Origin of the sequence: Aureispira anguillae, assembly GCF_026000115.1 — a bacterium.
Classification (GTDB): Bacteria; Bacteroidota; Bacteroidia; order Chitinophagales; family Saprospiraceae; genus Aureispira; species Aureispira anguillae.
Genome location: NZ_AP026867.1, coordinates 6,915,486 through 6,935,525 on the forward strand (window position 1 = coordinate 6,915,486; position 20,040 = coordinate 6,935,525).

Genomic DNA, 20,040 nt, shown 5'->3' on the forward strand with positions numbered 1-20,040 from the left:
AAACCTAGCTTTGCTAGCTCATAAGCGTTAGCGTACTAACTGGGCATGCTTGTAGCCAAAGCTAAACCACATAGACGTAGTGCACGAGCAGCTTGGTACTGTGTGTCAACTCCACAGGGAACAACTAAGCGCAGCGCTCATGACCGCAGGGAATAATGAGTGAAGCGATCATAAGCAAAGCGTACTAACTAATCAACGGAGTATTATAACAATAGCATTCTTTTTATTAAGCAATGAAGTTGATTTATTCTTAATTGGGTGAAGGAACGGAATTGAGCGGGTAACAATAAATATGATTACAAAATATTGTCAAGGCTAGACCATACAGAATACAAAGCTAGAGAGATAGAGTATTAATCTTTATTAGGTATAAATTATACGAATAATTAGTTTCTTATAAACTAAAAAACTTTCATATTTTTTACGCATATTGTATTTTTGTACACTTTACCTTAAGGTACGCCATTGAGGGAAAAGGTTTTGAATAAAAAGGATGTCAATTTAGAACTAAAAAAATAGAATGATAGGACAAGCCATATTGGAAGGTGCTTTGGCAGGAGTGATCCTGAGTGTATTTGTAGGTCCCATATTTTTTACAATGCTTCAACTGGGGGTTGAACATGGGTTTCGGGCTGCATTTGCTTTGGCATTAGGGCAGTGGGTGAGTGATCTTTTATATATCTTTTTGGCTTTTTGGGGAGCGATTTGGGTAGAAGAGATCATTGCCGATGAGGTAAAACAAGCTACTTTTGTATGGTATAGTGGAACGATAGGAGGTTGTTTGTTGATTCTTTTTGGGGCAGGGTTATTGTTGACAAAATCCGTATCAACAGCAGTCTCTGATAAAATTGAAATAGCAGAACATAAGGTATCTAAGGCGGCTTATTTTGCTTATTTTTTCCAAGGTTTTTTAATCAATACAATCAATCCTACTCCTTTATTATTTTGGATGGGCTTAATGGCTTTTGCGATTAACAGCAACTATATAGGAGGAGCTACGGCTGCTTTGTACATTGCTGTTATGTCGGTTGTGATTATAGCGGATTGTCTGAAAATCTATTTGGCAAAAACAATAAGAGATAAATTAAAAGCGCAACATTTTTTATACGTTAGGCGTTTAGCAGGTTTAGTACTTGGTGGTTTTGGATTGGTACTACTTTTGAAAGTAACTGTATTATAAATAGACAATTATAAAAAGGGCAGATAGAAAGATTTGTTATTGTACTATGAATTTTATTAACCCAACTTTTTACTTATGAAAATTAATTACTACGTTTCTACGTTTGCATTTTGGCTACTAACTACTGTAGTGGTATATGCGCAATCTTCTATTTATTTCTTTTATGATCCTGCTTGTATGCAGAAGTTTGAATACGAACAGGTGAATAAGTTGGATGACATCGCTTATGATGAATATTATATCTCTATTTCTGATGAGACAAAGGCTATCTTTAGAGTTCCAAAGAAGCATAAGTCAATCGTTAAGGAGATACCTGTAAAGCCATTTATGTGCAACGACAGAACGAAAATTGTTCCTGCTTTAATTAAGGAAATTAATGCTAGCCGAAAAGCTGCTTATATTGTAGCAGAAGCAGGCGAAGAATATGCTTTATACGAAATCCAATCTGTTGCTACATTAACAGAAAAACAATCGGGTATTGTTTATGAAGATGCAACCTATGGTTTTAAATATGATTATACCATGTCTAAATCAGGTGAAATCTTAAATAAAAGAAATCATAAAGAGCGAAATGTCTATTTTGAAAGTAAGCAAAAGAACAATTGTTTGCCTGCTTATCAATTTAAGATTGTTAGTCGTCACATCGAAACTCCAATCAAGTATTTAAATTTGATTGCTACGTTGGGAATTCAGAAGATTTATACCACGCAGGGTGCGTTGAATTTAAAGGCAATTAATGGTATTCCTTTGAATAATTTTATTGCTCAACGTTGCCATACTCAGTTGGTGGATACCAATCCCAAAAATGAACCTACGGCTTCAGTAGTAGTGCCTGATGAGTCAGCAATTATCGATACCATAGGCATGTCTGATTTAGATAAAAAACTATGGTTGTCTAAACGCTTTAAAGGATTTACTGCACGTTCGCTAGATCCAATTGCAAAACCAGTTAATTCTACCAATCCAAATGGAACACCAGCTGCTACTTTAGCAGTAGAAAACTCAAAGGAACTGTTGCCAGGAGGGATTTATCTAGTGAAAGAAAAAGAAAACCTATATGGTATTTCCGAAAAATTTGGCATTTCCATTCAACGCTTAATAGAGATCAATAATTTAGAGGGGTATCAGTTAGGGCTTAATCAAGCACTCAAAGTAGTGGATGATGGTTCTGCCCCCAAACAAAATAAAAATCCTTTAACAAGAATAGACGAGGCGAATAAAACTAAAACGACTATTCATGTTGTCGTACAGGGGGAAACATTATATAGCATTTCTAAGTTATATGGTTTGGAACTTAAAGATATTTATAATCTAAATAAAGAATTAACCGATCATCAAATTGATATTAATCAGCAGTTAGTGGTTGGTATTCAGTCTATAAAATAAATATTGGGGTAATTGCTATCAATCGTCTGAGTATAGAATAGATAAAGGATAGACAACCATAATTAAGAATAGGAGTTTTTCTCAATAAGAGGAAAACTCTTTTTTTTGTTAATTGGATATTAAATATATATACATATGTGGATTTAATATAAAATTTATTTAGACTTAATCTAAAATATATTTACCTTGTACTTATGATTAGAGCATGTTTAAAATTTATGTTCTTCAAAACCAACGGTTTTTGCGAAAATCAAACATTTGCAGCTTGAAGATAGAATTTAAACATGCCTTTATTATACATTCTATAATTACCTTAATTAAATTTTAAAAAATTATGTCACGCATTACATTAGAAGCCCTTGGAGGCGAAAAAGGAAAGTATCTTAGCCATGCGCTAGACAAAGTATGGCTCCAATATGGAGTACAAGGAGAAGGCGAGGTTTTTATTCTCGAAAAGCTTGATAATGGGCGAGTAGCTCTAGCGAGTACTGGAGGAGAAGAAGGCAAATATCTTAGTCATGCTTTTGATAAGTTGTGGCTTCAAGATGGAATACAGGGAGAAGGAGAGGAGTGGATTTATCATGACCATGGAGGCGGAAGTGTTGCTTTTGAGTGCCTTGGTGCTGAAAAAGGCAAATACCTTAGCCATGCTTTGAATAAAATGTGGCTTCAGAATGGTTATCAAGGAGAAGGCGAATTGTGGGGCAAAAGAAATGCTTAACATATTTATTGGCTTTTTCTACAAAAAAAGACCTGAGTACGCTTGAGTATTCAGGTTTTTTTTTGGGAAAATACCCTAGGTATTGTTTGATATCTCTTTTAATATTTTTAGATTTGTCTAAAAATATTATTAGTAATACCTAATCAAAGTGAAGCCCGATGGAGGAAAACGTACCAATGGCATTTATGCTAACCATTTTAGCAGGATTAGCAACAGGAATTGGAAGCACGATTGCTTTTTTTGTGAAAGATAAAAGTACTAAATTATTAACCTTTGCCATGGGATTTGCAGCAGGGGTAATGTTATATGTTTCCTTTATAGAAATTTTGCCAGAGGCTATTCACAAGCTTATTCATGCCTACGGAGACAATGAACAATTGGGAACAACTTATGGTGTTGTGGCTTTTTTTGTAGGAATGTTGGTGGTTGCAGTTATTGACAAGTTGATTCCAGAAGCAGAAAATCCCCATGAATTTTCAACTAAAATGCAAGAAAAAGCACAAGATTCTAATCGATTGATGCGGATAGGAGTGCTAACTGCCTTGGCCTTGGCAATACATAATTTCCCAGAGGGTATTGCGACTTTTGTAACGGCTCTGGATGATCCTGAATTAGGTCTGACAATTGCAATGGCGATTGCTATCCACAATATTCCCGAAGGAATAGCGGTTTCAATGCCAATTTATTTTGCTACAGGAGACCGAAAAAAGGCATTTGCTTATTCTTTTTTATCAGGAATTGTAGAACCTCTAGGGGCTGTTTTGGGATATTTTTTATTAATGGACTATTTAAACGAGACCATTATGGGCTTGTTACTATCGGGAGTAGCGGGAATTATGGTCTTTATTTCCTTAGATCAATTATTGCCTGCTGCAGAAGAATATGGCGAACATCATCTGTCTATTTATGGAGTGGTTTTAGGGATGATTGTAATGGCAGCAAGTTTGATTTTAATGATTTAATCATTACTAGATAATTAGAAGCCTTAAAAATGCATCAATGAATACACATTTTTAAGGCTTCAATTGTAACTATTTAAGCAACGATTTGGCTAAGAAAAAATAGTATTGTGCTGTTCTTGTACTCGTATAAAAGTTGTACGTTTGGTTAGTTCTTTTAAGCGTCTAGCCCCAACATAAGTACAAGTAGAGCGCAAGCTACCCAATATGTCTTGAATGGTATTTTGGACAGGACCTCGATAGGGAATTTTTACCGTTTTACCTTCAGATGCTCGATATTCAGCAACACCGCCAGCGTGTTTGTTCATGGCAGTTTCCGAACTCATACCATAAAAAGATTTGTATTGTTGCCCATTTTCTGTAATAATCTCTCCACCACTCTCATCATGTCCAGCAAGCATTCCACCAAGCATGACAAAATCAGCTCCTCCGCCAAAAGCCTTAGCAATATCTCCAGGAATTTTGCAACCGCCATCAGAAATAATTTGTCCCCCTAACCCATGTGCAGCATCTGCACATTCAATCACAGCAGAGAGTTGAGGATAACCAACGCCTGTTTTTACACGGGTGGTACAAACAGAGCCAGGACCGATGCCTACTTTTATCATATCTGCTCCAGATAGCAACAATTCTTCGACCATTTCCCCCGTTACAACATTGCCCGCAAGGATGATTTTGTTGGGGTATTTATCCCTCGTTTTTTTGACAAAATCAACAAAATGTTGAGAATACCCATTGGCCACGTCAATACAGATAAATTTTAATCTTGGGTATTGTGCTAACAAGTAATCTAATTTTTGCGCATCGTTTTGTCCCGTTCCCGTGCTAATGGCAACGTAATCCAAAGCAGCAGCACTACTTGAACTAATAAAATTAGCCCATTGTTCTATGGTGTAATGTTTATGAATGGCTGTAATCAACTGAGCTTGCCCCAGTGTTTTTGCCATTTCAAAAGTTCCTACAGTATCCATATTGGCGGCAATGATGGGAATTCCTTTCCAGCTTTGTTTGCTATTAAGAAAGGTGAATTCACGTTGTAAGGTTACTTCTGAGCGAGATTTTAAGGTAGAACGCTTGGGGCGAAACATTACATCCTTAAAACCTAACTTAATATCTAATTCTAATAACATCTGATAAAATATCTAATAATGAGGTTCTTTGACAACTCCTGTTGTAGGTGAAAAATGACGTACAGAAATGGTCAAAAAACAAAAAATGTTAATGCAGTATTAATTAAAAATACGAATAAAAATTCACAAGATTCGATTTAATTTTACTCATTTATGCGTCTTTTTTTGAATTGCTCGTCTAGTAAGATGACAAATAATTAAAAAGCAGGCTGCTAGTTTTGAGCAGTATAAAAATGAATGTTATGAAAGCGATTTATGTAATTACAGGAACGGTTTTTTTATTGGCACTGGGTACTGCCTTGGCAGAAACAAATAACAATAAAACTAGCAACTGTTGCACCACGGATTGTTGCCCTCCTACTTGTTGTGTAGATAAGGATAATAGTTGTACAGCAGATTGTTGTCAGTAAAAGCACCTTGAATAAAAAAAGAACAGTTGCTAGGCAACTGTTCTCTTGTAACTTAAAAGCCCGTGATATTATTTACCTTTAAAATCCATATTAGGAGCGGGTTCGCCTTTCTTTAAAAAACGGTCAAACCAAGACAATACCTCTTTATTTACCTCTTTTCTAAATGCTCGCAAACCGTGGTCGCCCCCTTCAAATATTTTTAATCGATAAGGAACTCGATGCTCATCAAGAGCAAGTGCCATTTTTAGAGCGTGGGTAGATTTTACCCTCCAATCAGAGTTTCCGTGCAAGATTAGAATGGGAACATCTTTTGAAAATTGATTGGCAAAGTAATAAGCAGATCGTTTTTTTAGTTCGGCTTCTTTATTTTCCCAATAATTGGGAATGAGCTCAGCATAAACACCTTGCTCCATTTGAGGGCGTTCTATTGTTGTTTTGTCAGAAGGAGCACCACCAACAATGGCAGCTTTAATTTGATCGGTTTTTAGCAAGGTCAAATAGGTCATCATGCCGCCTCTACTCCAACCGTACATTCCAATTCTGCTAGCATCTGCTTTGGGCAACTCTTTGACTACTTCAATCAAATTTAATACATCATTGACGTCACTGCCTCCAAATTCATCCTTTCCCTCACTTTTACCACAACCTCTATAATTACACCCAATAACAATATATCCTTCTTTTGCTAATTGGGAAAAACCATAGGCGACAGGATATTTTCTCTTTCCTTTGAATAATTGCAAGGCACCAAAATCTCTGTTTCCTCCTCGATTGTAGATAATAACTGGATATTTGCCTGCTTTTTTAGGCATGGCTACATAAGCTTCTATTTTTAGATCATTGCTTCGATAAGTGATTTCTTCGACTTCAACTTCTTCCAAAAAACTGAATAAATCAATGAATTGATTGTTATCAAAGTCTTTGTATAATTTGGGGTACTTTTTCCAGTCTACTTTATTTTGACTAATAATGAGCGACTTTTGGGCATATAAAAAATGAACACTTAGGCTTAATGCAATTAATAAGAGTGATTTTTTCATAAATGTTGATAGATGTTTTTTTGTTACAAAGTATTGTTTGATAACATTAGATCAGCAATACAAGGTATTAATTCAAGAAAAATTATTTGACAGCTGTTTCCCTTATCAATGCAGTTTTGCTCAGAAAAAGTTCTAAAAGGAATCACTACTTAGATTAGTTCTAGTAATAAATCGACCAATGACATGGTGCGGATGAATTAAGGTTAGGAACATTAAAAAATAGAACTAAAGAAGAATTTTTAGAAAAATAAGCGATGATTATTTCTAAGTAAGTGTTTTTATTGGGTTGATTTTTAGTTGGTTGTGGGCTTTCGTTCAGGGAGGGTAGAAAAAAAAATAAAAAATGATCTCATGAAGATGAATTATAAACCATATAAAATGGTTGTCTATAATAATTTCCCTATTTTGGGCAGTTATAAGCCAATAACTGATTCATGTTTGTATTTGAAGAGGAAATTGGCTCAGACTATTTTTTATTCAATAACAAAACAACTAATCAACATGATTAACATTACTCTTCCTGATGGCAGCGTTCGTAAGTATGAGTCAGGAGCAACTGGACTAGACATTGCCAAATCTATTAGTGAGGGCTTGGCTCGTAATGTATTATCGGTCAAAGTAAATGGAGAAGTATGGGATGCCACACGTCCTATTGAAAACGATGCGGCAATACAATTACTAACCTTCCGTGATGATGATGGTAAAGCTACCTTTTGGCATTCTTCTGCACATTTGATGGCAGAAGCCTTGGAAGCATTGTATCCAGGAGTTAAATTTGGAGCAGGTCCAGCACTAGAAAATGGTTTCTATTATGATATTGATTTGGGAGATCGTACGCTTTCAAGCAAAGATTTTGAAACCATTGAGAAAAAAATGCTAGAATTAGCACGCCAAAAAAACGAATATCTGCGTGAGCCAATTAGCAAGGCAGATGCCATTCAGTTTTTTGAAGAAAAAGGCGATGAATACAAATTAGAATTAATCGATAAACTAGAGGATGGATCAATCACCCTATACAAACAAGGTGGTTTCACCGATTTGTGTAGAGGACCACACATTCCACATACTGGTTTTATCAAGGCCATAAAATTGACAAAATTGTCAGGAGCTTATTGGCAAAATAATGAGGAGAATGCTGTCATGACTCGTGTTTATGGAATTACCTTCCCTAAAGCAAAAGAGTTGAAGGAATACCTAGCCATGATAGAGGAAGCAAAAAAACGAGATCACAGAAAGCTAGGAAAGGAATTGGAGCTGTTTATGTTTTCTGAAAAAGTAGGAGCTGGTTTGCCAATTTGGTTGCCCAAGGGGACTGCTTTGAGAAATAGATTACAAGATTTCTTGACCAAAGAACAAATTAAGCGTGGTTATCAGTTGGTAACTACTCCACATATTGGACACAAAAACTTGTACATCACTTCTGGGCACTACGAAAAATATGGAGAAGATAGCTTTCAGCCAATTGGAACGCCTAGAGAGGGAGAGGAGTTTATGCTAAAACCAATGAACTGTCCACATCATTGCGAAATTTATGCACATAAGCCACATTCTTACAAAGAATTGCCTTTGCGTATTGCTGAGTTTGGAACGGTTTATCGTTATGAGCAAAGCGGTGAGTTGCACGGCTTGTCAAGAGTGCGTTGTTTCACACAGGACGATGCACATTTGTTTTGTACGGTAGATCAATTGAAGGATGAGTTTATCGAAACGCTAAATTTGACCTTGTTGGTTTTCCGAAAAATGGGCTTTTCTGATTTTACCGCTCAGATTTCGTTGCGTGATCCTGAAAAACCTGAAAAATATATTGGATCAGACGAAAATTGGAACGCTGCGGAAAGTGCGATTATTGAGGCAACACAAGAGTTAGGACTCAAAACGGTTACTGAGTTGGGCGAAGCTGCATTTTATGGTCCAAAACTAGATTTTATGGTTAGGGATGCACTTGGACGTTCTTGGCAACTAGGAACCATTCAGGTAGATTATAACCTGCCTGAGCGTTTTGAATTGGAATATACAGGAGCGGATAATGCACAGCATCGCCCTGTTATGATTCACCGTGCGCCTTTTGGATCTTTGGAGCGTTTTATTTCTGTACTTATTGAGCATACTGCTGGGAAATTCCCATTGTGGTTAACTCCAGAGCAATATGCCATCTTGCCTATTTCTGATAAATTTGTAGATTATGCCAAAGAGGTGAAAAACCAGTTGGAAGCAAAGGATATTAGGGGGTATATGGACAATAGAAATGAGACACTAAAGCGTAAAATTAGAGATGCAGAAGTGAAGAAAGTACCCATCATGTTGATTGTTGGTGGCAAAGATGTAGAAGGAGGAACTGTTTCTGTTCGTATGCAGGGAGTTGAAGATGGAGACAAAGGAGCGATGACCATTCCTGATTTTATGGATTTCTTTAATGGTTTATTAGAACAAGAAGGATAGTTTTATCCTAATCAAGGATACGATTGCCGCAACTGTTTTTTTAGCAGTTGCGGTTTTTATTTTTTTGACAAAAGACGATTCTTTGCCAGAATACTTTAGATAGCACTAGGAGTTTTTATTTTTGTGAACAGATGGGACAAAAAAATGTTTTGAAGAGTAGTTGATTGTTCTAGTTACTCAGATGAATAAAAATAAAAAATGGAAGTACGGTTATTAAAAAGGGATGAAATAGATGTTCCTAAATGGAATGGTTGTGTGCATTATGCTGCCAATAGCAAAATTTATGGCTATACTTGGTACTTGGATAATGTAACCAATGATTGGATGGGCTTGGTAGAAGGTGATTATCAGTCCGTTTTTCCATTGGTTTGGAACGATAGAATGTTAAAAATTAAGCAAATTTATCAACCTTTTCTTTGCCAACAGTTGGGATTGTTTACCGTGAATGTACGTTCTAAAGAGCGAATTGCTAAGTTTTTAGAAGCCATTCCTTCTGATTTTAAATATTGGGATATTGCCTTGAATGATGGAAATCGGAATGTGCTTAAATTAAAAGAATATGAAGTCTTAGAAAAACAAAACTATCATTTAGATTTAAACAAGCCTTATGATGAGCTGTATCAAGCTTATTCTAAAAATATCAAACGGAATATAAAAAAGGCCAAAAATCATAATTTGTTTCTCACTAGTAATTTAAAACCAGAAACGTTTGTAGCAGAAGTCAAAAAAGCACAAATAGCAAAGGGAATTAAGCACCCTGAAGCACTTTATCATACTGCTCATCGTATTATTTGGAATTGTCTGCATAGGGGCAAAGGAGTAATTTCAGCAGCTTTTGATACGGATAAGAACCTCTGTGCAGCAACTTTTTTTATGTTTGATGGGGCTGCAATTATTACATTGCTCAATGTAAGCACAGCTATAGGCAAGGAGGTGGGAGCAATGGCTTATCTCTTGGATGCTACTGTTCAACGAGAGGCGGAACGGCTAAAGTATATAGATTTTGAGGGATCGTCTGTTCCTGGTATTGCCCGTTTTTATAAGAGTTTTGGCGCTCAAAACGTTCCCTATTTTCAATTAAAAAATAATGAATTGCCTTGGTGGATCAAATGGCGTAAAAAATAGGAGCATGGCTTAGCTCTTATTAAAAGCATCAATATAACGACAGAATCATTTAAAGCGCATTTAGAATTCGTGCCGAACATCAATTAATCTATAATATCTACTTGTTTAGTTCATTTTTTCTCCCTAAATTGTAACTGTATAATAGACCTGAATGTTAGAGGTCATATAACAAAAAAAGATTATAGAAGAACTGCAATTAATAAATAGATCCATTTAAATTTTTATTATGGTAGAGGAATTAGATGACTTATTGGGGGATGATGACCTATCTTCATTTTTTGAAAACGAAGATCCCAAAAATGAAGAGGAAGATTTATTGTCGTCATTTTTCGCAGAAGATGCTGCTTCAGAAGAAGAGGGCAATGATTTAGCGGCTTTCTTAAACGAAGAAACAGAGGGCGAAGAGGAAGATTTATTGTCGTCATTTTTTGCAGAAGATGTTGCTTCAGAGGAAGAGGGCAATGATTTAGCGGCTTTCTTAAACGAGGAAACAGAGGGCGAAGAGGAAGACTTATTGTCGTCATTTTTTGCAGAAGATGCTGCTTCAGAGGAAGACAGCGATTTAGCGGCTTTCTTAAATGAGGAAGAACCGAATGAAGAGGAGGACTTATTGGCTTCTTTTCTAGCAGAAGATACTAGCGAAGAAGCGGGAGAGGAAGAAGACGATACAGGAATCTTTGGCGCTTTTTTAGGCGAAGAAACCGAAAAACCTGAAGCCTTATTGCCCTATAAAAAAGAAAAGCGCAAAGCAAAGGTTGATATTACCAAAAATTCGAAAGACGATAATACAATTGTTAAGCGATATACCAAACGTGAATTGGATGACCAACTAAAGAGAGACTATAAGTATATGTTGGGAAAACCCTATATGGTTATTCAACCTCTTACCATTTTGGCAGATTATCCCTATAAAAAGAAAAAAAGTGATTCGGATATTATAGGAAGCAAAAACGTCGAATATGACTATGCTATGGTTATCGGAAAAGTACTCAAGTGGAGATCTACAGAGGATTTTAGAGGAAAAGCCTATAAGTTGGGAGAAATCATGTATATGAAGCGGGGTGTTTATTGGATTGACGGGAAAAAAGTGGAAATGGAACCTCATTTTGCAATTGTTATTCATCGTTCTTACAAGCGAATAAAATCCAAACGAATTAGAGATCTATTAGCACCGCTTAAACAGCGTTTGCGTTCAGGAAAACCATTTAGCATTTACAAAGAATTTCCAGTTATTATTGAACGGAAAGGAGCTTATAGTTAAAATTTTCTGATTCGACCAAATATCAATTAAAAACCTTCAAATTCTGTCCTACATGAATCATTTAATGGTATGTTGCTCAATAACGTTACTTTTCCTAACTAGCTGCTCGAACTATTGGAAGGCTGATTCTTCAAAAAGAACTTCAGCAGCTAATTTAAAAGTGTTAGATATTACAGATGGTCAATGGGACTATCTATCGGAAGACCTTGTTTTATTTACCAACTTGGAGCGGTTAAATGTCCAAAACAATGAATTATTGGAAATGCCAGATTGTATGGACCAACTGCCTAAGTTGAGACGGTTAAATGTTTCTTCTAATCAATTGGAGGAATTGCCTGCTTCTGTTGCTGCGCTTAAGGCACTCCAACGACTTAACCTCAGCAATAACAAGTTTACAAGTTTGCCACTTGCCATTCTAGAATTAACAAATTTAGAAGTATTGGATTTAAGGAATAATAAGTTGAGCGAATTGCCCTCCGATTTGTCGAAATTAGAAAAACTTAATGCAATTTATATTGGCGGAAATAATTTCACAGAGGAACAACGAAAAATGTTTAGAAAGTGGTTACCTTACACCAAAATTATATTACGATCCAATAAACCATTACTCCGCTAGAAACCCGAACCGAGCTATGCGAGTTCATAAGCGTTAGCGTACTAACTGGGCATGCTTGTAGCCAAAGCTAAACCACATAAACATAGTGCACGAGAAGCTTGGTACTGTGTACCAACTGGAATGCCTAGCACCGTAGGTAAAAGCAAAGGCACTGCTTTTTTATATTTTTTGTTAACTATCTCATGAGCATAGCGAACTAAAAACTAAGCGCAGTGTCCTCATGACTGAAGGGAACTAATCAGCGGAGTATTAATAAACATAAGTAGACCTTTTCTTTTAGGCAGTTTAGCTAGAATCTTGTGCTAACTAGTGTTTTAGAAGCAGATGGTCTATGTTCTAAATACTAACAATGAAAGCATTAGTCCTTCAAGAAGTGAAACAAGCGATCACTTGTCAAGATATTTCCAAGCCAAGCCCTCAAGCCGGGCAAGTTTTAATCCAACTCAAAGCTGCTGCCATCAATCATAGAGATGTCTATATCACTCAAGGATTATATCCTGGAGTGGTTGCGCCTGTGACCTTAGGCTCAGATGGTGCAGGTCAGGTGGTTGAATTGGGTGCTGGGGTAGACGCTTCGTGGTTAAATCAAATGGTGATTCTTAATCCAAGCATAGGCTGGGAAAAGGCTTTAGAAGTACAGCCAAAAGATTATCGTATTTTGGGAATGCCAGATAATGGTTGTTTTGCAGAGTATGTGGTGGTAGATGCCTCGCAATTATCGCTAAAACCAGCACATCTTTCTTTTGAGCAAGCAGCAGCATTGCCCTTGGCTGGATTGACAGCTTATCGAGCACTTTTTTCTCGGGCAAAAGCTACCTCAAAAGATCGAATCCTAATTTCTGGTGTTGGTGGAGGTGTAGCGTTGTTTGCCTGCCAATTTGCTATAGCACTAGGGGCAGAAGTTTATGTAACCTCTGGGTCGGAAGAAAAAATTCAAGCGGCTATTGCTTTAGGTGCAAAAGGTGGGGTAAATTATAAAGAAGAAAATTGGCACAAAACGCTTTTGAAAAAAGCAAATGGTGGTTTTGATGTTGTTGTTGATAGTGCAGGAGGTGAAGGTTTTAAATACTTTTTAGATTTGGCAAATATGGGCGGTCGGATTGTTTTTTATGGAGGAACAAGAGGAAGTTTTAAGGTCAACCCTCAAAAGGTATTCTGGAAACAGTTGTCCTTATTAGGCTCTACGATGGGAAGTACAGAGGAGTTTGAGCAAATGGTATCCTTTGTTCAGGAAACAAAATTGATGCCTGTTGTTGATAGCAAATGGGAGCTAAGTCAGGGGGCAGAAGCTTTTGACTATATGGATGCTGGAAAACAGTTTGGCAAAATTGTATTTACGATTTCATAAAAAAAAGATAGCCAAGGTTAAATAAGGAACGAATTTGGATATGCCGTACTCAATTGTTTTGAATTAAACATGCTTCAATTTAATAACTTTTAGAAGGAAATCTATGATTAAAAAACTTAGTATACTTTGGGTGAGTTTATTTTGGGTAGCGGCTACAACTTATGGTCAATTATTGGAACACCAGAGCTTTCATGCGCCTACTTATGAAGGCCAATGCATGAATTATTTTAACGATACAGCTAGTGGAGTTAATAATGTCAATGCGTTTATTTTAGCAAAAATGACAGAGTTGATGTATTTGGAACGCTTAGATTATCAGATGCGCTATATTGGAAATAGCTGCCAGCCTGTTGATACCATCTCTTCTACAGATGCATTTCGTGCGAATTCGGTCGTGACGGATTCTAATTTTCAGACGATTTACACCGAACGTTTTAAGCATTATTTTAATGGAAAATTGGAAACTGAAAAAGAGCACGAAGCCCATCAAGGGGAAGAGGGAACAGAGGAGCACATTTGTTTTAAGTACATCCAAAAAATACATACCCATACGGCACGTTTTTTAGGGATTAAATACAAATCAGGGCTAGATCCTGAATTGATGATTATCTCTACCCCAAAGACAATCTTTATTTTGTTTAGAGGCACGGATGATGTAGGAAAAAATAAATGGGCAGAATGGTTGGGAACTGATTTTAGGATCAATCAAACGCCAGCAGGAGGTGCTTTAGTAGGAACACGAATTCATACTGGTTTTTGGCTTAGTTTTGATTTGATACGAGATGAATTGATTGAAACCTTGATTAAATTTAACGCTAAAAAGAAAAATATTTGGTTGGCAGGGCATAGTTTGGGAGCTGCTCTTTCTATTGTAACAGGAACCTACCTAAAATCTTATGGTTTTGATGTGCAAAATGTCTATGCTTATGCTTGTCCTCGTACCATAGGAAACAAGGCATTCATCCGCAAAACCAATGAACTGTTGCCGCATAGAATTCAGCGGTTCGAGTATTTTAAAGATCCTGTTACTTTGCTTTGGGCGCCAGGGTTTAAGTACGATTATGTTGGCGAACGAAATTGGTACGATGAAGAAAAAAAGGGCAACTATAAGTTGTATAAAAATACAGGTGAGCGAGTGGTAGTGACGGGGCCTTTTAAGCGTTACCCTTATATTGATCTTAGCGATAGAAAAGAAGCTCGTAGAATACGTCGAAATCAATTGAGTGGGACAATTTGTATCGGTATGGGAATGTTGCATTATCACAACCCGCAATGGTATGTCAAAGCAGCTTATAAACAATTATCAGAAGAAGAAAAAGAGCATTTACCTAAAGTAGACGATAGTTATCCTTATCTTTACTATGGTAGAAAAGATTCAAAATAAATTATACGAATGGAACAGAATATACATATAGATGAAGTAACCATGAATAAGCTGGTACTTCACAAAGTTGGCAACAAATCTCAGGATGAAGGAATTCGAATTGCTAAAAAATTATTTAACCTGACGGATGAGCTATTAGAGGTGTTGATGTCTTACTTTTTGAGTGGATTTAAGCTAGAAGAAACCTATGAGTTTAATCATGAGGTTGATTTGACAATGAATGAAATTTATAATTATTGTTCTTACATTTTTGAAGATGTGGAAGCTAATTTTTATGAACAATCAATCAACATTCTAAAGCATTTGTACGAAAAATCGAATCATGTAAAGGTCAAAGGAGGGGAGTTGTACATTGCCTATTTTCAAGATTGTATTGTTGACGATGAAATGGTGGATGCCATTGGTATTTTCAAAGCAGAAAATAAAGATACCTACCTCAAACTAAAACTAGATGAGGAAGAAGAGTGGACATTGGATTTTGAAGAGGGAACGGACATTGCTAAATTGGATAAAGGCTGTTTGGTTTTTAACGTAAGCCAAGAAACAGGTTACCGAGTGGTTTCCGTTGACCTTAAGAGTGCTGATGCTAAGTATTGGAAGGATGAGTTTTTAATGATAACGGAAGTGCAAGATGCTCGTTTTCAAACCAAATCTTACCTAGAAATGTGCAAAGAATTTGGTAAAAGCGCCTTTAAAGAAGAGGACAAACATGAGCGAGTGGATTTCCTCAATCGTTCTAAAGATTACTTTGAGCATTACAAAGAGTTTGACGAAACGGAATTTAAAGAAGTCATTTTTGAAGATAATTATGAAAAAATTGACGCTTTTGAAGCCCACAAACAAGATTTTCAAGAGAAATTAGGCATAGAGGATACCGCAGAAGAAGGTTTTTATATCAGCAAACCTGTTGTAAAAAAAGCAAAGCGGGGCTTCAAAAATAACATCCAATTGGATACTCAAATGGAGATCAAAATTTTGTCTTCTCAGGCTCAAGCAGATGGCTTTTTGGAGCGTGGCTATGACGATGAAAAAGAAATGAAATATTATAAGATTTATTTCAACAATGAGAAATAGAGGTGCCAATTAAAATTTGAAAATGTAAAAATGTGATAATTTGAAAATTTGAAGATGATCCACAGGGTTTCATTTTCAAATTTTCAAATTATCACATTGGTAAATCAAAGACGGATATAAAAGGAGCAATGTTTAAGCTGGTCGATCGCCTGTAAACATACGCTTAATGGCTACAAAAAAGCCAACAACACCAACGGCAATCAATTTCCAGAACTTGAGCAATAAGACAAAAAAGCCTGTTTTGGCTAATACCTTTCCTGCAATTAATCCACCAATACCATAGGCAGCTACTTTGTCAATACTAGAATCAAAGTCCGTATATTTTTGTCCTTCCACAAAATTGACACTTGATAAAATGGCATCTACATCTTTCTCAAAAATGGGAAGTACATCCATTTCTCCAATGGCATTTAGATTAAGAAAACCGCCACGACCCAGTATACGAATATTGTAATTGAGCGTATTAATCGGATCTTCGCCAAATTTTAATTCTTTGGCCCAATACAATTTTTTAGCTTGAGAATCATAAAAAGGAGCCGCTGCCCAGCCCACCAATTCAACAGGTGCATAACCTTGTTTGATGCGTTCATTGTTTACTGCTTTAGCATCCTTTTGCATTTCAGACAACAATTCAGCATAGTCCAAATTACTAGCCTCACTATCTTCGATATAACCTTCGTCCGAATAGTCAATTTCAACGCCAAAAGTAAAATTATCACTAACAGGAGATGTTTCTTTGGGTAGAAGCATACCTAAGCCCAAACGGCCGCTAGAAGGGTTGCCCCAAAGTTCTGTTAAAACATATTCCGTTTGTTCAGGATCAAGGTATTTGTACCCTTCAGGAACCGTTAATTGGGCAAGATCAGTTCCTGCCTTATTGAGCGTAATGGTACCGTATTGATAGTTCAAGCTATTCGAAATACTATCTACAAAGACCTGATAAGCTGCCAATTGAGCTTGTTGTTCATCGGTTAGTTCCTCTAAAGTACTTGATTCATCATTTTGAGCATACATTAAGTTTAGGCAAAAGAAGGCCCAAAGGAACATTGAGAGTTGTTTCATAGGTAATGGTTTTGGTTTGTTAAGATATTCTTAACCATATACACCTACTAATTATGAATAGTTCCCTTGTTTTAATTTTAAATTGAGAATTATAAAAGAAGGCTTATTGGACGAATTTTTCTATTCGTTTTATGCTCTATAAAATGGGCAGTAGTAGCAGTAGTATTTCCTTCGATTCTAGCTTTTAAGAGTATGGAATATGCTTTTGCTGGAAAATGATGGGAACTTGACATTATTGAACATTTTTGGATTTGTTTAATTAACAAAAATACAAGAAAAGATGATTTAAATACCTGTTTTATAGTGTTTTATTGAGGGGGCGTGTTTTGGCAACAATTAACAATGGAGAAGTTTACTAATTAACAATAGTATTGATTTTGGATGGCAAAAAGCATAAAAAAACCTCCTTTTCATTACAGAGAAAAGAAGGTCGGTTGATAAGGGGCATTATGAGGTTTGTAACTCTTTTCGGAATTCTTCAGCATCATAATAGACTTTAATGCTTTGAATCTTGCCATCAATGACCTCATACCATTCACTCATGTCTAGCTGTATAAGTTTTCCCGATGGCATTGCAACATCCAATAGAATTTGAGTAATGACAAAATTTCCAGCTTCAACAGCTTGTTTCATTTCATTGCCTCGAACCATTGGCATAAAGCTTTCGTTTAGTTTGGCGAATGCTTCTAAGCCTTGGACCTGATCTACGGGGCCTGTAAACGTTACGTTTTCAGCAACAACTTCTTTCCAAGAGTCTGTTCCCGTTTGTAGACCTTGACCAAAGGCATAGACTACTTTTAGCGGTGATGTTTTCATTTTAAAGTTTTAATAATGAGTAATTAACTTGTTATTCCGAAGTTAAAATTAATAATTAACTTGTGAAAAGCAAGTTAAATAGGTGTTTTTATTTAAAAAAAAGATGCTATCATCTAAAAAATCTAAGATTTAGAGTAGGTTAGTGTTTATTAGAAACAAAATAATCGTTGAGGTATGAAAATGAGATCGCATTGCCCAATTAATTACGCATTAGAACACATTGGAGACAAATGGTCCTTATTGATTGTAAGGGATTTGATGTTCAAGGGAAAACGACATTACAATGAGTTTTTTGAATCGGGGGAAAAGGTGTCAACTAGTGTTCTTGGCGATCGATTAAAAAAATTGGAACAGTCTGGAATCATTTCTAAGGGGGCGGATCAGGTTAAAAAATCACGCATAAAATATAGCCTCACCAAAAAGGGGATAGATATGCTTCCTTTTATGGTGAATATGATTGTTTGGAGCAGTATCTATGATGCCAATACAGAAGCAGAGCCATCTTTTTTAGTAGCGGCTAAAGAAAATCCAGATCACTTACTCAAAACGCTGACAAAAAAACTAGAAAAGGAACACTTAGCAGACTGATAAACCCAGCAATTTTCTAAGCCAGTTGATACAAGATCGGCATGGCAGCTACCTGATTGGCATAAAAATTATCCAAGACATATTGCTGGAATGTTTTTTTGAAAATCAGAGCAGGAAGAATGTCTCGCAATTTGTCCCAACGGCAATGATTGATAACTGAATAACTAGAGTTTTCGCCAGAAAGTGGCAATAAGAGTGTTGAATTGTTTAAATGAGTCTCTTTTTCAAACCAACCTGCTGTATATTTCCAAACGGCCAAATTTTGTTGAACATCATCGGCATAAAAATAATTAAACAAGAAAACGCCTGGTTGATTGTGGTCAACAGGACCAATTCTTCGAGCATTAGAAGCCGTAACAAAATGTGTCTGTTCCGCTGCTTGTTCTAAGGCCGTTTGAAGCGACAAAAAGGTAGCATCTTGTTTTAGTTTTGCCGCAAAGGCTTCAGATTTTACTTCTATTAATATAGCGAGATCAAATTTTGAAATTAATGCTTTATTGGTTCGTTCGTGGAGCAATTTGCCTCGTCCAGGAGGAATTAATAAGGCTTTAAAGACGGTTGCTTCAACAACATCAGGATATTCTGCCAACTTTTGACACCATTGCTTGCATTGTTGAATGAGTTGTTTTTTGCGCTTACTAAGGCTAAGAAAAAAAGGAAAAGAAGCTGTATCTATTACCGCTGCTAGATGAATAAAGGTATGCGTAGAAGGAGCTATTAGGGTAACATTATCATAGTTTAAATGCTGATTGACAATGGTTAATTTTGAGTTCGTATTCATTGTTAAAAAAAGTTTATGGTTAAGAATAACTGCTTGAATTCAAAATTAAGCGATCCATTGCTTGCTTCTTTTAACAAATGATAAAAACGCTAGATTTCTGCCCTAATTCTACTTAAAGAAACTTGAGTAATCCCTAGATAGTTTGCTAAATCCCCCAAACTGATTCGTTGCATCAAGCCTGGATTACTATTTAAGAAATTGAGATAACGAGTTTTGGCATCTTCTTCCAATATTTCGCTAATTCTACCCATCATATTAAGGTGGGCAAGACTGAGGAATTTTCTAAAGAAGGTTTCCAGTTTATGATGTTTGTGGCATAAGGCTTCAAATTTGTAAAAAGGAATAATAGTGAGTTCTACCGCTTCTAATGCAGTCACTTCGTATTTGCTAGGCTGCCGTTTTATCAAACTCTCTAATTCTGTAAACAAGATTCCCTCTTCAAAAAAACGCATGATAAATTCTTTGCCATTATTTTGAAAACCTAATTTGGCGACCCCTTTAGTGATAAAAAATAAATCCTTACAATAAGCATTGGATCTTAAAATAGAGGCTCCTTTTTGTTTTTGTGTGTGGGTTAAAATAGCCGCTAACTCTTCCTTTTCTTCTGAATTTAGAGGCGAAATGGTATGGCAAAATTCAACAAAATTTATCATAGACAGTTATAATTTACAAGGAAAGAACGAAAATAATTTATAGCATAGCTAAAGAACAATAAAGCTA

The 20,040-nt window shown here is 36.2% G+C and carries 20 protein-coding genes; 13 read left to right on the top strand and 7 right to left on the bottom strand.

The features are described from left to right. Positions 1 to 520 precede the first annotated feature (520 nt). The 4 genes from AsAng_RS26860 to zupT all read left to right on the top strand — a co-directional run bounded on the left by AsAng_RS26860 (position 521) and on the right by zupT (position 4,249). On the top strand, positions 521 to 1,180 hold the full coding sequence (locus AsAng_RS26860) for a LysE family translocator (RefSeq protein WP_264790231.1): 660 nt from the start codon (positions 521 to 523) through the stop codon (positions 1,178 to 1,180). A gap of 75 nt (positions 1,181 to 1,255) precedes the next feature. After that, the gene (locus AsAng_RS26865) at positions 1,256 to 2,566 is read left to right on the top strand and encodes a LysM peptidoglycan-binding domain-containing protein (protein WP_264790232.1); all 1,311 of its coding nucleotides are present in this window, start codon (positions 1,256 to 1,258) and stop codon (positions 2,564 to 2,566) included. A gap of 334 nt (positions 2,567 to 2,900) precedes the next feature. Then, positions 2,901 to 3,287 (top strand): fascin domain-containing protein, encoded by a 387-nt coding sequence (locus AsAng_RS26870; protein ID WP_264790233.1) that lies wholly within the window; start codon positions 2,901 to 2,903, stop codon positions 3,285 to 3,287. 158 nt (positions 3,288 to 3,445) lie between these two features. After that, positions 3,446 to 4,249 (top strand): zinc transporter ZupT, encoded by an 804-nt coding sequence (gene zupT / locus AsAng_RS26875; protein ID WP_264790234.1) that lies wholly within the window; start codon positions 3,446 to 3,448, stop codon positions 4,247 to 4,249. Positions 4,250 to 4,338: 89 nt separating this feature from the next. On the opposite strand, the gene AsAng_RS26880 is transcribed toward zupT, so the two are convergent. After that, positions 4,339 to 5,376, bottom strand: coding sequence for a GMP reductase (locus AsAng_RS26880; RefSeq protein WP_264790235.1), 1,038 nt, complete (start codon positions 5,374 to 5,376; stop codon positions 4,339 to 4,341). Positions 5,377 to 5,618: 242 nt separating this feature from the next. Between AsAng_RS26880 and AsAng_RS26885 the strand changes: the two genes are divergently transcribed. Beyond that, on the top strand, positions 5,619 to 5,786 hold the full coding sequence (locus AsAng_RS26885) for a hypothetical protein (protein ID WP_264790236.1): 168 nt from the start codon (positions 5,619 to 5,621) through the stop codon (positions 5,784 to 5,786). A gap of 68 nt (positions 5,787 to 5,854) precedes the next feature. On the opposite strand, the gene AsAng_RS26890 is transcribed toward AsAng_RS26885, so the two are convergent. Beyond that, positions 5,855 to 6,826, bottom strand: a complete 972-nt coding sequence (locus AsAng_RS26890) for an alpha/beta hydrolase family protein (protein WP_264790237.1) — start codon at positions 6,824 to 6,826, stop codon at positions 5,855 to 5,857. Between the two features lie 501 nt (positions 6,827 to 7,327). On the opposite strand from AsAng_RS26890, the gene thrS reads away from it, so the two are divergent. From thrS to AsAng_RS26925, 7 genes are all read left to right on the top strand, one after another. After that, positions 7,328 to 9,265, top strand: a complete 1,938-nt coding sequence (gene thrS, locus AsAng_RS26895) for a threonine--tRNA ligase (protein ID WP_264790238.1) — start codon at positions 7,328 to 7,330, stop codon at positions 9,263 to 9,265. A 198-nt stretch (positions 9,266 to 9,463) separates the two neighbouring features. Beyond that, on the top strand, positions 9,464 to 10,390 hold the full coding sequence (locus AsAng_RS26900; protein ID WP_264790239.1) for a hypothetical protein: 927 nt from the start codon (positions 9,464 to 9,466) through the stop codon (positions 10,388 to 10,390). A gap of 226 nt (positions 10,391 to 10,616) precedes the next feature. After that, the gene (locus tag AsAng_RS26905; RefSeq protein WP_264790240.1) at positions 10,617 to 11,651 is read left to right on the top strand and encodes a hypothetical protein; all 1,035 of its coding nucleotides are present in this window, start codon (positions 10,617 to 10,619) and stop codon (positions 11,649 to 11,651) included. A 52-nt stretch (positions 11,652 to 11,703) separates the two neighbouring features. Then, positions 11,704 to 12,267, top strand: coding sequence for a leucine-rich repeat domain-containing protein (locus AsAng_RS26910; protein WP_264790241.1), 564 nt, complete (start codon positions 11,704 to 11,706; stop codon positions 12,265 to 12,267). 349 nt (positions 12,268 to 12,616) lie between these two features. Next, entirely contained in the window at positions 12,617 to 13,615 is a 999-nt protein-coding gene (locus tag AsAng_RS26915; protein ID WP_264790242.1) for a quinone oxidoreductase family protein, read from the top strand. A 103-nt stretch (positions 13,616 to 13,718) separates the two neighbouring features. Beyond that, positions 13,719 to 14,999, top strand: a complete 1,281-nt coding sequence (locus tag AsAng_RS26920; RefSeq protein ID WP_264790243.1) for a lipase family protein — start codon at positions 13,719 to 13,721, stop codon at positions 14,997 to 14,999. A gap of 9 nt (positions 15,000 to 15,008) precedes the next feature. Beyond that, complete coding sequence (locus AsAng_RS26925; protein ID WP_264790244.1) at positions 15,009 to 16,073, top strand: nucleoid-associated protein; 1,065 nt, start codon at positions 15,009 to 15,011, stop codon at positions 16,071 to 16,073. A gap of 132 nt (positions 16,074 to 16,205) precedes the next feature. Here the strand turns inward: AsAng_RS26925 and AsAng_RS26930 are convergent, their stop codons facing one another. The 3 genes from AsAng_RS26930 to AsAng_RS26940 all read right to left on the bottom strand — a co-directional run bounded on the left by AsAng_RS26930 (position 16,206) and on the right by AsAng_RS26940 (position 17,951). Next, on the bottom strand, positions 16,206 to 17,135 hold the full coding sequence (locus AsAng_RS26930; RefSeq protein ID WP_264790245.1) for a DUF2167 domain-containing protein: 930 nt from the start codon (positions 17,133 to 17,135) through the stop codon (positions 16,206 to 16,208). Between the two features lie 89 nt (positions 17,136 to 17,224). Then, the gene (locus AsAng_RS26935; protein WP_264790246.1) at positions 17,225 to 17,368 is read right to left on the bottom strand and encodes a hypothetical protein; all 144 of its coding nucleotides are present in this window, start codon (positions 17,366 to 17,368) and stop codon (positions 17,225 to 17,227) included. A 214-nt stretch (positions 17,369 to 17,582) separates the two neighbouring features. Continuing rightward, a complete protein-coding gene (locus AsAng_RS26940) occupies positions 17,583 to 17,951 on the bottom strand; it encodes a nuclear transport factor 2 family protein (protein WP_264790247.1) in 369 nt (122 codons plus the stop codon). Positions 17,952 to 18,125: 174 nt separating this feature from the next. Here AsAng_RS26940 and AsAng_RS26945 point away from each other — a divergent pair, with 174 nt between their 5' ends. Further along, positions 18,126 to 18,539: a winged helix-turn-helix transcriptional regulator gene (locus AsAng_RS26945; RefSeq protein WP_264790248.1), complete on the top strand. Its 414-nt coding sequence runs from the start codon at positions 18,126 to 18,128 to the stop codon at positions 18,537 to 18,539. A 16-nt stretch (positions 18,540 to 18,555) separates the two neighbouring features. On the opposite strand, the gene AsAng_RS26950 is transcribed toward AsAng_RS26945, so the two are convergent. Together AsAng_RS26950 and AsAng_RS26955 are read right to left on the bottom strand one after the other, a co-directional pair. Next, the gene (locus AsAng_RS26950; protein WP_264790249.1) at positions 18,556 to 19,320 is read right to left on the bottom strand and encodes a hypothetical protein; all 765 of its coding nucleotides are present in this window, start codon (positions 19,318 to 19,320) and stop codon (positions 18,556 to 18,558) included. A gap of 89 nt (positions 19,321 to 19,409) precedes the next feature. Beyond that, a complete protein-coding gene (locus tag AsAng_RS26955) occupies positions 19,410 to 19,973 on the bottom strand; it encodes a Crp/Fnr family transcriptional regulator (protein ID WP_264790250.1) in 564 nt (187 codons plus the stop codon). Between the last annotated feature and the right edge of the window lie 67 nt (positions 19,974 to 20,040).